Here is a 12,722-nt window from a genome sequence, read left to right as displayed (position 1 = left end):
AACCTGGAGTGCTTCTGCGTGACTACTGTGAATTGATGCGCATGATAGCAAAAAATGGGTAATTATTTTGTAATATTACTTGGATTCCACAGCGTGAATAAGCTCAACAATCCCTTTATTATCATATACTTGAGACAGTCTTTCTACTTTTTCAGAAAATATCGTATATTGCTCATTTTCTGCCTGGGTATTGCTAATCCATTGTCTGATGCAAGCCATATTTCCAGTTTCAGCATAGTTTTTTAAGTATGCCAGACTTGCAGAAGGAGGTACTTGAGACTTAATATTGGTTGTTTTTTTTGCAGGCCGTGGTGATATTGCAGTTTCTATCCACTCCAGATTTAAGCAGGTTTTAATTTGTGAATATAAACATTTGGATTCGACGGGCTTGGGTAAAAAATAATTAAAACCCATTGCTTTAACCTGATCTTGAGCAGCTTGTGAAACATTGGCAGAAATTGCAATAACAGGGGTTTTTGCCAGTCCAGGCAAGGTACGCAGCTTTTGAAAAGCTGTAAAACCATCCATGACCGGCATGGTTAAATCCATTAATATCAAGTCCACTGTTTGCTGCTGTAAATAAGCTAAAGCCTTTTCTCCGTTATCAGCTTGTACCACTTTAAATCCTAACGGGCTTAATAAACTTGATAATAACATACGATTATAATCGACATCATCTACCACCAGAATACACTGCGGTTTACCACGATAAGCTGTAATTTTGCTACCATTTAAGGTCTTTTTCGGCGCAATGGCAGTGGCAGAAATAGGGAATTCCAACTCAAACCAGAAACGACTTCCCTGTTCTGGTAAGCTTTCTACCTGAATCTGCCCTCCCATTTTCTCAACTAATTGCTGAGAGATCGTTAAGCCCAAACCGGTTCCCATTGCATTCATATTTGCCTGCTGGAAAGGTTTGAAGATATTTGCTTGCAGCTCACTGGAGATACCAATACCCGTATCCTTTATTTCAAAAAAAATATCCATTTGCTGCGTTTGTTCTATCGGTTTTGCTGCTGTCTCTGGTATTTTTGACTGTATATGTACTGATAATGCAACTTCACCCTGTGCGGTAAATTTAATGGCATTACTCAATAAGTTTAATAACACTTGCCGCAAACGTTTTTCATCGGCCCAGATAATGTCTGGCAGGCTATTATCTTGCTGATAAATCAAGGACAGGTCTTTTTGTTGAGCCTGCATCTGTATCATGGCAACCACTTCTGCCAGAAAATTTTTCAGATAAATCGAAGTGGGTTTTAAACTGAGTTTACCTGCTTCTATCTTGGCAATGTCCAAGACATCATTGATCAATGTCAGTAGGTGGCTACCACTTTGTTGAATGATTTCCAGGCCATTTTGCTGTTTTTCAGCCAGGTTGCCATGGCGCAGTAAAATCTGGGTATAACCCAAAATACCATTTAATGGGGTACGTAATTCATGACTGATGTTGGCTAAAAATGTTGATTTGGCGTGGTTGGCAGTTTCAGCCGCTTTAATGGCTTTTTTCAGTGCTGTGGTATTTTCCCAACGTTGCAAGGTATTACTGAACATTTCAGCAACGGTTTGCAACAGCATGATTTCCATTTCATCGAGCATACGTGGTTCAATACAATTGCCAAAGCCAATAGTTCCCCACCAATGGTCATTAAAATGAATGGGAAAACAATATTGAGACAGCGTATCAAAATGTTTTAGCGCCAGTGGGTATTCTTTGAACAGTTCATGTGTCATTCCCCCTATGCTTTGGCCTTTGTTTAGTGCTGCTTGTAATTCTGGCGGAAAAATTGACCAGGGTAAATATTTTTTCTGTTGATAAGATCTCTGCTCTACAGTTACCTCAGCCACATACTCAAAACAGGCTCCCAGATCGGGGTTCTGGATATTTTTAACCAGCATGACATGACTGATATGTAAACCATCCAGCAATGATTTTAATGCCTGGATTAATATATCCTGTTTTTTTTGTGGATCATCTAATGGTGGTATTAATAAGCTGCGGGAACACTCTGCAATTGCGTGTTCATAGACATTTTGTTTTTTCAGGGAATTTTCTGTGCGTTTATGCGTGGTAATATCCTGAAGCGTACCAAAAACTTCAACAGCCTTTCCCTGTTCATTAAAAATTGCTTCAAAACGATTACGGTAATAGTAAAATTCCTGCTTGTCTGAGTGATGAATGGTGATATCGAGATCAGCAATACAACCTTGGGTAATCACTTCATGTAAAGCCTGCTTCCAGCACTTAATATCTTCTGGCTGCAATAAATGATTCACTTCATCCAGGGTTAGGGAACGCGCCTGCTCACCCAGTCCTACCATTTGACATAGTTCTTTAGACCAGATAATTTCTCCTGTATTCAGATTATGGTGAAAATCCCCCAATTTTGCCATATGATATGCACGCACCAGATTGGCTTCAGTATGACATAATGTGGTTGTTTGCTTTTCCAACTCCGTTTGCAAGTTATGATATTGCCTATCACGCTTATCAGAATATATTTGCAGACGATTTAAGCGATACCAGAGATACAAACTGTAGGCAATTGCCGCCAGTAAAAAAATAAAGTATAACGCTTCCTGTTGCAAGTGGATTTACTCCTGGCAAAAATCAATATCGCTGTTGCTAAACGCACCTTGATCCAGGCAAACCTGATTGAGTATGTGACAAAATGGTGTGTCCTCTTTATCCCAAAACCATTGTTGCTGTTCATTATCATAATTGAAATGAAAACCACCACTACGCGCCGCCAACCAAAGTTGAGCCACAGGCGTCTGACGATTAATAATCACTTTACTGCCATTTTCAAATTCCAGGGTCAAAATACCTGCACTGGTTTCATAATCAATATCAACATCACATTCATCCAGATAATTTTCGATCCATTCCAGGGTTGCATCAACTAAATTATTAAAGTCAGATTCATTTATTTTCATAATCAGCACCAAATTTTATTTTTCAGTAGGTTACAAGTTACATAATGACTTTTTTTATCATATCACTCAGCGTTTGCTCAAATTGATCAGGCGTTCGTCAAATTTGGCTAAACTACTGAAATAGAGTTCCAACAATTTACCCCGAGAACACAAGACCTACTGTGGAGCAGATGAACAAGATACGCCTAGCAGCGTTAATTGACAAACACTTTCAGGCACATGGCAACTGGCAAGGACTGAGCATGGGGTAAATCACTACCACTTGATTGAGCTGCATCCTTAAAAAAGGTGAAATGAGTTTTATCACTCTTGGACTTTCCTGCTACGATATATCTGGCTTTGAGCGGGTAATTTGTTAAACTGAGTTGTGAAATAAGCGAACGGTGAGAACAATCAGAATTTCTCAAATTTAACAGAAACTATATGACAACAGGTTTATAGGGATGTCATTTTTTGGGAATGCAGCCGTACGGTATGCAATAAAAAATCCCTTTATGAAATAAATTACTGTGCAAACATCATGACAATTCATAAAATATTCGGGATACCCCCTTCACAAACAAACAAGCAGGCATTTCACTTTATATGATACCGGAAATTATTCTCGCACAACCGCGTGGATTTTGCGCAGGCGTAGTGCGTGCGATTAAAATTGTCGAGCAAGCCCTGGAAAAACACGGCGCACCAGTTTATGTCTTTCATGAAATTGTGCATAACCGCCACGTGGTTGAAGATTTACGTCAGCGTGGTGCGATTTTTGTTGAAGATATTAATATTGTTCCACAAGGTGCTTTATGTATTTTCAGTGCCCACGGTGTGCCACGTAAAGTGGTCATGGATGCTGCACAACGACAACTGCATGCGATTGATGCCACCTGCCCACTGGTTACCAAAGTCCACCATCAGGCGCAGCGTTACCAAAAGCAGGGGCTGAGCGTGGTCATTGTCGGACACGCCGGACACCCTGAAGTAGAAGGCACCTGTGGACAACTTGATGATCCGGTACATGTTTTATGCAGTGTCGCCGAAGTTGAGCAGCTACAGCCTGCTGACCCTGAAAAATTAGCCTATGTTACACAAACGACTTTAAGCGTGGATGACACGCAAGATGTCATCAGCGCATTACAACAATATTTCCCCAAAATTCAAGGCCCTTCCCTGAAAGATATTTGTTATGCCACGCAAAATCGCCAGAATGCTGTGCGTGAATTGGCTACGGATATTGATTTATTATTAGTGGTGGGTGGGCATAACAGTTCAAACTCAAATCGTTTGATGGAACTGGGCCGACAAGTCGGCATTGCATCTGAACTAATTGAAGATGCGGATGATATTCAGCCACAGTGGTTTAAACATGAAACAAAGGTGGGTATTACTGCGGGTGCTTCAGCCCCTGAAGACTTGGTTCAAGGCGTTATTCAACGTCTATCACAATTGGGCATTAAGCAGGTACATGAAATGCATGGGATTCAAGAAAATACGACCTTTAAATTACCCGAAATTTTGTAATCAATAGAATGAAACAGGTTATACTCAAATAATTTATGCTCACTCAAAGTCAACTCCCCCAACCTGATAGCAACGCACAACAGCTCAGCCAGCAATTGATAGCCAATATCAAAAGCCAAATTCAGCAACAAGGTGGACAACTGCCGTTTTCAGCCTTTATGCAGGCTGCGCTGTATGAACCAGGCTTAGGCTATTACAGTAACAGCCTGCGCAAGTTTGGTGCTGCGGGTGATTTTATAACGGCACCGGAAGTCTCCCCCCTGTTTTCACAATGTCTGGCGCAGCAATGTCAGCAAATATTTGCAGCAATAGCAGATAAATCGGCAATTATTTTAGAATTTGGCGCAGGTTCCGGTATTATGGCAGCGGAACTGCTCAAAGAACTGGCAAATTTAAATGCTCTGCCTGAGCAATACTGGATTTTAGAACTCAGCGCAGAACTACGCCAACGCCAGCGTGAAACCCTGCAAACACATATTCCGACGTATTTAGACCGGGTGCAATGGTTGGATCATTTACCAGAACAGCCTTTCCAGGGGGTGATTCTCGCCAACGAAGTGTTGGATGCCATGCCCGTGGAAAAGTTTCGTATTAAGGCAGCGGGAGAATTTGAACGGGCTTGTGTCAGTTGGCAGGAAAACCAGGGGTTTCATTGGCAATGGCAAACTATGCCGGAAAATCTGGCGACGCAATTACAGCATGGATTAAGCGATGTGCTGTCAAGCCTGCCCGAAGGCTATGAATCCGAGTGGAACCCAGCGCTGGCGCACTGGCTGCAAAGTGTTGCGGAGATTTTGCAACACGGTTTGATACTGCTGATTGATTATGGCTTTCCGCGTCATGAATATTATCACCCGCAGCGCGATCAAGGCACCTTATATTGTCATTATCGCCATCATAGCCACGGCGATCCGTTTTTGTATCCGGGCTTGCAGGATATTACCGCACATGTTGATTTTACCGCCGTTGCGGAAGCGGCATTGGATGCTGGTCTGGATGTCTGCGCTTACAGCAATCAGGCTGATTTTCTGCTAGCCTGTGGCCTGCCTGAGCGTTTTGCCCTGTCTGATCCCGATGATGTGGAAAATCATGCGCGTCTGTCCAAACACATACAAACCCTGACCCTGCCCTCAGAAATGGGAGAATTATTCAAGGTGATTGCTTTGGGTAAGGAAATTGATATAGCTTTACAAGGTTTCCCAAGAGAGCAACGTTATCGTCTGGGTTAGCGATGTAAGGCATAAGGTTTTTTATCCAAACATGCTTAAATCCAGTGCACACTATCAAGAGCTTAGGAGTGAGGATGAAATAAATACAGAAACTGGGCGTAGGATTTTTATTCATTTTCAAGGCGTGAAAACAGGCGCATAGCAAGCTATGTAACTGTTTTCACAACGTAGAAAATGGAGAAAAAGACCAGTCAAGTTGCTGAAGTTATAAAATTCTCACTCCTTAGGAGTGAGGATAAAATAAATACAGAAACTGGGCGTAGGATTTTTATTCATTTTCAAGGCGTGAAAACAGGCGCATAGCAAGCTATGTAACTGTTTTCACAACGTAGAAAATGGAGAAAAAGACCAGTCAAGTTGCTGAAGTTATAAAATTCTCACTCCTTAGCATGAGACAAGAGTGTTTTTTTGCGCGATTAGCACAAAAATAAGCTTGCATCGAACTCCGGTGATTCAATATGTTCCACTATATACTCAAACGCCTGTTATTGATGATTCCGACTTTATTCGGGGTGATGTTAGTCACTTTTATGATCATCCAGTTTGTACCTGGCGGCCCGATAGAGCAACTGACAGAACAATTACAAGGCAAGCATGGTGGTTTAGGTGGCGCTGAAGCCAGTACCGGCATGGGGGTGCAAGGCATTTATCAGGGTGCGCAAGGTTTGGATGCCGAACAACTGGATGCGCTGAAAAAGCTCTATGGCTTTGATAAACCGGTATGGGAGCGTTTCTGGCTCATGCTGGATCATTACTTACAGTTTGATTTTGGCGAAAGCTATTTTCATCAACAATCTGTAGTTGAGCTGGTCATCTCGAAACTGCCGGTTTCTATCAGTTTAGGATTGTGGACTTTTTTCCTGACTTACGCGGTCTGCATTCCGCTGGGCATCAAAAAAGCGGTGAAAGATGGTTCCTCTTTTGATGTTACAACCAGTAGTATCATCTTGGTCGGTTATGCGATTCCCGGTTTTATGCTGGGCGTTTTTTTGCTGGTATTATTCGGTGGCGGCAGTTTCTGGGATGTGTTTCCCCTGCGTGGACTGGTTTCCGATAATTGGGATGAACTGCCCTGGTATGCACAAATCCTGGATTATCTCTGGCATATATTTTTACCCATCACCACCATGGTGGTCGGTAATTTTGCAGTGATGACCATGCTGACCAAAAATAGTTTTCTGGAAGAGATCCGCAAACAATACGTCTTAACAGCGCGTGCCAAGGGCTTAACGGAGCAAGCCATACTCTATAAACAAGTCTTTCGTAATGCTATTATTCCATTAATTACTGGCTTTCCGGCAGCCTTTATCGGCGCATTTTTTACCGGTAGCTTATTGATAGAAACCGTTTTTTCGCTTGATGGCCTGGGTTTATTGTCTTATGAGTCCGTATTAAAACGGGACTATCCGGTAGTGCTGGCAACCCTGTATATTTTTACTTTATTGGGTTTAGTCGGTAAACTGCTGACCGATTTGAGTTATGTACTTATTGATCCCAGAATTCAGTTTGATGCAGCAAAGTAAATGAATATACCGTCACATCTAAAAAAATTTGTCGGCAGCGGTATGACCTCCCAGCGCGCGCGTGATCGTCTGGTCGAACGCTTGCGCCAGCAAGGTATCCGCTCTGAACCCGTATTAGAGGCAATACGCTTTACCCCCCGACATGTCTTTGTTGATGAAGCGATTGCCAGTCATGCTTACGATAATACCGCCTTGCCCATTGGTTTTAATCAGACCATTTCGCAACCCTATATTGTTGCGCGCATGACTGAATTGCTGCTACGTCACGGCATTCCTGAAACAGTCCTGGAAATCGGCACCGGCTGCGGTTATCAAACGGCTATCCTGGCGCAACTGGTGCCGCAGGTTTATAGTGTTGAGCGTATTCAACCTTTATTACAAAGTACCGAGCAACGTCTGGAAGAACTTGGCCTGCGCAATATTCAACTGCAATACAGCGATGGACAGTGGGGCTGGGAGACACATGCGCCTTATCAAGGCATACTGGTGACAGCGGCACCGAATGAAATCCCCTATGCCTTACTGGATCAGCTTGCTGTGGGTGGTAGTTTAATACTACCGCTGGGCGATCAATACCAAACCCAAACCTTAACCCTGATTCAACGCGATGAACAGGGGATTCACCAGCAAGCTCTGGATGCGGTCAGTTTTGTTCCCCTCTGCAATGGAACTCAATAAATATGGTTGTGGGGATTTTGAGTATCACACACTGGAAAATTCTGGCATTAACCAGGATAATAAACAAGAAACGGGTATTATGGACTTTCAAGCCTACTTAGATCAGGAAAAATTACAACAAATTCCCAATGAATGGGTATCAGGCCAATTATATGCACAGACAGAGCCCGATGAACACAGTTTCGCCCTGCGCATGAATCTGGCTTTTTTATTAAATGAACATCTCAGCACAACCGATTACCAATTACATGTGGGCGATGTCCGGTTGTATATTGAAGCGGCAGATTCCTGTGTTTATCCTGATTTATTTGTTTCGGCAAAAAACAGCCACAGCGCTGCATATAAAAAAGAAGCTCAGGTTATATTGGAAATTCTTGCCCCAGATAATGAAGCATTTAAACGTGGCCTTAAGTTTTCTTTATATCGACAACTGCCCCAGTTGTCAGAATATATCCTGATTGACTCAAAACGGCAGGTAGTGGATATTTTTCGTTTCAATCAAGGTCAGTGGTTTTATTACCCGGCAGAAAATCACCAGCGATTAGCCTTGCCCAGTCTTAATTTTGAATGTGGTATTGATGAACTTTATCAGGATGTTTTTGATTAAGGCAATTGCCGGAGAAGCAAAATACAAGCTTAATGGTATATTCTTTAACGAGCAATTGCATATGAAACACAAAACAATACCAACAACTGATAATAATAGCGCCACTTATATTGGTGATCATCGCCCCTCAGTGATTCGCCGTCTGATGAAACTGGGTATCACTCCAACCCAGCAACGTATCCAGATTGCCATGTTTTTATTAAAAGCTCCGCAACATTTGAGTGCGGATGAAATTTTGCTGGCGGTGAATAATGCAGAGCGTCAGGTATCTAAAGCAACGATCTATAACACCTTAAATTTGTTTGTCGCCAAGGGTCTGATTCGGGAATTAACGGTTTATCCGGGCAAGGTGGTTTACGATTCAAATACCACCGCACATTACCATTTTTATAATATTGATACGGGTGAGTTGTTTGATATGGATGTGGATGATCCAGGTATTACAACACCGATTTTACCGGATGGTACCCGCCTGGATAGCATGGATGTGGTGGTACGAATCCGTAATGCCTGAAAAAAATAACTTGCAATATAAGGGTATATTGATATACTAAATATCATATATTCAAGGATGAATAGACAAGGATTAAATACTTCCAGGAAGGAAGTCCAGGGATGGACCTACTAACCTCCTTTATTGTAACTATTCAGACCCCGATTATTTTTTACCACAGAATACGCGGAAAACACAGAAAAAACTTATAACTACATGAACTCATGCTTGAATTAGATTCATGTCAATAATTTCTGGGAAACTTTAATTCCTCAAATTCTGTGAAGAATACCGTCCTCTACCCATGTGCTAAGGAGTGAGAATTTTATAACTTCAGCAACTTGGCTGGTCTTTTTCTCCATTTTCTACGTTGTGCCTATTTGGACTTAGGCAGTTACATAGCTTGCTATGCGCCTGTTTTCACGCCTTGAAAATAAATAAAAATCCTGCGCCCAGTTTCTATATTTATTTCATCTTCACTCCTAATATTGTTTTTAAGACCATCAAACTGACAATACAGTCGTTTTTCTGACCGTCCAAATAGGTTAATATTTTTTGCCTCATTAAAAAGGTGAGAATTATGCACATACAAATCACAAAGCTTCACCTGCTACTACTTTACAGCCTGTCTATAAGTTGCGCTGTTACTTTTGCCGCGCCCCCAGATAGCCGCCTGCAACAAGCCGATGCCTTGTTTAACCAACAACAATACGCAAAAGCTCAGGATTTATATCTGAAACTCTATAGTGAATGGAAAAGCCAAACACCGCGCCCGCCGCATTTTTCAGAACTGGTAAATAATATTGCTGCCTGTTCGATGGTGCAGGGTAAAACCAAGTTGTTCCGCAAAAGTTTTAGCCTCGCCAAACAACTCAAACAAGCCCTGCCACACACCAAACCCACAAAAATCAGCAATAATTTGCTGCAAAACGGCGGCTTTGAAGACGGTTTGTTGTTTCCCTGGGGTACGGGACATTATGAGCGTGAGGATGGCAAGTTTGATTTTGGTCTGTGGTGGAACAGTAAAAACGCCCAGGCATTTATGAAAATAGATACGGCTGAATTTCGCAGTGGACAACGCGCCTTGCAGATTGGCAACGCTTCGCCCAACGCGCCGCACGTATTCAGCACGCTTTCCCAGCGCATCAGCGGCTTGCAGCCAAATCAGGTTTATCATATTGAATACGATGCCAAGGCGCGTGACTTAAAACCTGGCGCAATCAGTTTTGCCGTTGATCCGGGCTGGAATAAACGCCTGCCCGCACCACCGCCCGGTACTTATGGCTGGCAACATTTCCAGGCTGACATTAACATCGGGCACAATGATTTGATTGATTTTCGCATTTTGTCACTGAATAGCGGTTTTTTCTGGATTGATAATATTCATATCAGCAAGGCTGAAAATAAAAAAAACAGCATACAACAGGCAGAGCGTTTATATGACAGTGGACAGTATCAGAAAGCCCTGGACATTTATCAGCGCCTGCAACAACAAACTGATAGCAAACGTCAGCAAGCTTATCTGGGCTGGCAGGCAGGGCGTGCGCAGATGGCACTGGGAGATTATCCAGCCGCGCTGGCGGCGTTTGAAGCCGCCTTGCAGCACAAATATTTACATGCCCATATTGATTTGGGGCAATGGGCCATGCAACTGGGGGATTACAGTCGCGCAGAAACTCACCTGCAAGCTGCCGCGAAACATGTTGCAGGCGATCAAAACACCCTGAGTCTGGTGCTGAATCAACTCAGCCGCTGTTATCTGGCACAAGATAAGGCCGACTTAGCCCTAAACAGCCAGCGGCGCGCCTACCACATCTTAAAACATATCGATAACCCGCATGGTCAGGCGCTGGCACTGAATCAATTGGGGCGTATCTATCTGGCAAAAGCAGACTTTGCCGCCGCCCAGGAGCCTTTTGAGCATGCTAAAAAACTGGCTCAGCAACTGGATGATCCCTTATTAAGCCAGCGCAGTTTGCTGAACCTGGCTTGGCTGGCTTATCTCCAGCAGCAGCCGACACAAGCCCAGCAATGGTTAAACCAGGCATTGCCACTGGCGAAAAGCCTGCAAGATCGGGTGGGAGAAATCCGTGCTTTACGCCTGCAATCACTGTTATTACGTGACAGCCACCCTGCTGCTGCGATTTTGTTTGGCAAGCAGGCGGTGAATAATCTGCAAAAACTGCGCAGTGATTTATCCGTATTAGAACAAAGCCTGCAACAGCAATTTATCAAAGATAAGGCCAAAACCTATGAAGAACTGGCTGATTTATTGATTCAGCAAGGGCGTTTGAACGAGGCCCAACAAGTGCTGGCAATGCTCAAGGAAGAAGAATATTTTGATTTTGTGCGGCGTGATACAAAAATACAAAACCTGTGGCAGCACTTAAATTACAATTCACAGGAACAAGCTTGGAACCAGTCTTATGCCAGTATTAATGTACAACTGGTCGCCATTGGTAAAAAGTTGCGGATGCTGCGTAAAAAGGCCCATGCCCAAACCCTGACAGCGACAGAACAACAGCAGCGTCAACAATTATCTTTAGAATTGGAAGCTGTATTACAGGCATTTCAGCAATGGCTGGATGCTATCCAGGATGCAGAATCATTATCCGTGGATGCCGGGGAAAAAATTACTTTAGGCGAAGACAACCAGCGGCATTTACAGCAATTACAACAAAATTTACACACGCTGGATAAGGCCGGACAAGGCGTGGCCTTATTACATTATCTGATTACCGAACAGCAATTGCATATCCTGCTAACCACCGCCAGGCAGCAGCAAGTGCGCAGTGTGCCGATTAGTGCGCAAAAGCTGCATCAATTGATTGCCAATCTGCGTGCCGCCTTGCGCGATCCCCGCAACCGCAGTTACCGCTCACGCGGTAACAGTCTGTACCAACAGCTCATCACCCCGATTGCACCTGCATTGGAACAGGCTAAAGTCCATACCTTGATGTTATCTTTGGATGGTGCTTTGCGTTATGTGCCGCTGGCGGCTTTATATGATGGCAAGCAATTTTTGCTGGAGCGTTATGCGCTGGTCAATTACACCGAAGCGGCAAAACAGCACATCACCACACCACCGCTGCAACAATGGCTACTGGCAGGGCTGGGGCTGACCCAGGCGATTGAAGGTTTTGCACCGCTGCCTGCGGTGGCTAAGGAATTGGAAAGTATCATCGTACAAAACCCGCAAGATAAAGACGGTGTGTTGAATGGCGTGATTTATCTCAATGATGACTTTAACGCCGGACAATTTCAGGGCGTGTTGGGCAAGGATTATCCGGTGCTGCATATCGCCAGTCATTTTGTATTCAGCCCCGGCACGGAAAAAGATTCTTATTTGTTGTTGGGAGATGGTCGCCATCTGGACTTGGGTGAAATCCGTCAGCATTATGCCTTTGCCGGTGTGGATTTACTTACCTTGTCAGCATGTCAGACAGCAGTGGGTTCCATCGGACAGGGCAGCGGTCGGGAAATTGAGGGCTTTGGCGCACTGGCACAGAAAAATGGTGCAAAAAGTGTAATCGCCAGCCTGTGGTCGGTGGATGACCGCAGTACTGGATTATTAATGCAGAAGCTTTATGAAAACCATCATCAGGGGGATAATAAAGCCGAAGCCCTGCGCCGTGCACAACTGGGATTTATTCAGCCACAAACAAACAGCACTTATCCAGTTTATTATCGTCATCCTTATTATTGGGCAGCATTTATTTTAATGGGGAATTGGCTATAAAAATATA

The 12,722-nt window shown here is 43.5% G+C and carries 9 protein-coding genes; 7 read left to right on the top strand and 2 right to left on the bottom strand.

Features of this window, described 5'->3' with window-relative positions; translation table 11 throughout:
- Nucleotides 1-75: 75 nt before the first annotated feature.
- Both QUF61_RS01960 and cyaY read right to left on the bottom strand, forming a co-directional pair.
- On the bottom strand, nt 76-2,589 hold the full coding sequence (locus tag QUF61_RS01960) for an ATP-binding protein (RefSeq protein ID WP_289680205.1): 2,514 nt from the start codon (nt 2,587-2,589) through the stop codon (nt 76-78).
- Between the two features lie 6 nt (nt 2,590-2,595).
- The gene (gene cyaY, locus QUF61_RS01955) at nt 2,596-2,937 is read right to left on the bottom strand and encodes an iron donor protein CyaY (protein WP_286019522.1); all 342 of its coding nucleotides are present in this window, start codon (nt 2,935-2,937) and stop codon (nt 2,596-2,598) included.
- A 585-nt stretch (nt 2,938-3,522) separates the two neighbouring features.
- Between cyaY and ispH the strand changes: the two genes are divergently transcribed.
- The 7 genes from ispH to QUF61_RS01920 all read left to right on the top strand — a co-directional run bounded on the left by ispH (nt 3,523) and on the right by QUF61_RS01920 (nt 12,715).
- Nucleotides 3,523-4,446 carry a 4-hydroxy-3-methylbut-2-enyl diphosphate reductase gene (ispH, locus tag QUF61_RS01950; RefSeq protein WP_289680203.1) on the top strand — a complete coding sequence of 308 codons (924 nt, stop codon included), beginning with the start codon at nt 3,523-3,525 and terminating at the stop codon, nt 4,444-4,446.
- 35 nt (nt 4,447-4,481) lie between these two features.
- Nucleotides 4,482-5,675 (top strand): class I SAM-dependent methyltransferase, encoded by a 1,194-nt coding sequence (locus QUF61_RS01945; RefSeq protein WP_289680202.1) that lies wholly within the window; start codon nt 4,482-4,484, stop codon nt 5,673-5,675.
- 458 nt (nt 5,676-6,133) lie between these two features.
- On the top strand, nt 6,134-7,198 hold the full coding sequence (locus QUF61_RS01940) for a microcin C ABC transporter permease YejB (RefSeq protein ID WP_289680201.1): 1,065 nt from the start codon (nt 6,134-6,136) through the stop codon (nt 7,196-7,198).
- Entirely contained in the window at nt 7,199-7,876 is a 678-nt protein-coding gene (locus QUF61_RS01935; RefSeq protein ID WP_103921719.1) for a protein-L-isoaspartate(D-aspartate) O-methyltransferase, read from the top strand.
- Nucleotides 7,836-8,483: a Uma2 family endonuclease gene (locus QUF61_RS01930; RefSeq protein WP_177428609.1), complete on the top strand. Its 648-nt coding sequence runs from the start codon at nt 7,836-7,838 to the stop codon at nt 8,481-8,483. Before QUF61_RS01935 ends, QUF61_RS01930 begins: the two co-directional genes overlap by 41 nt.
- A complete protein-coding gene (locus QUF61_RS01925; protein ID WP_289680200.1) occupies nt 8,476-8,997 on the top strand; it encodes a Fur family transcriptional regulator in 522 nt (173 codons plus the stop codon). The genes QUF61_RS01930 and QUF61_RS01925 overlap by 8 nt, the downstream gene beginning before the upstream one ends.
- Before the next feature lie 559 nt (nt 8,998-9,556).
- Nucleotides 9,557-12,715, top strand: coding sequence for a CHAT domain-containing protein (locus QUF61_RS01920; RefSeq protein WP_289680199.1), 3,159 nt, complete (start codon nt 9,557-9,559; stop codon nt 12,713-12,715).
- The last annotated feature ends 7 nt before the right edge of the window (nt 12,716-12,722 follow it).

It is taken from the genome of Candidatus Venteria ishoeyi, from assembly GCF_030378065.1.
GTDB lineage: Bacteria > Pseudomonadota > Gammaproteobacteria > Beggiatoales > Beggiatoaceae > Venteria > Venteria ishoeyi.
This window is presented reverse-complemented; position numbering and strand designations above follow the sequence as displayed.

Excerpts from the sequence above, each read along its gene's own strand:
- cyaY (WP_286019522.1), bottom strand. The coding sequence starts at position 2,937 with ATGAAAATAAATGAATCTGACTTTAATAATTTAGTTGATGCAACCCTG.
- ispH (WP_289680203.1), top strand. The coding sequence starts at position 3,523 with ATGATACCGGAAATTATTCTCGCACAACCGCGTGGATTTTGCGCAGGC.
- QUF61_RS01945 (WP_289680202.1), top strand. The coding sequence starts at position 4,482 with ATGCTCACTCAAAGTCAACTCCCCCAACCTGATAGCAACGCACAACAG.
- QUF61_RS01940 (WP_289680201.1), top strand. The coding sequence starts at position 6,134 with ATGTTCCACTATATACTCAAACGCCTGTTATTGATGATTCCGACTTTA.
- QUF61_RS01935 (WP_103921719.1), top strand. The coding sequence starts at position 7,199 with ATGAATATACCGTCACATCTAAAAAAATTTGTCGGCAGCGGTATGACC.
- QUF61_RS01930 (WP_177428609.1), top strand. The coding sequence starts at position 7,836 with ATGCGGTCAGTTTTGTTCCCCTCTGCAATGGAACTCAATAAATATGGT.
- QUF61_RS01920 (WP_289680199.1), top strand. The coding sequence starts at position 9,557 with ATGCACATACAAATCACAAAGCTTCACCTGCTACTACTTTACAGCCTG.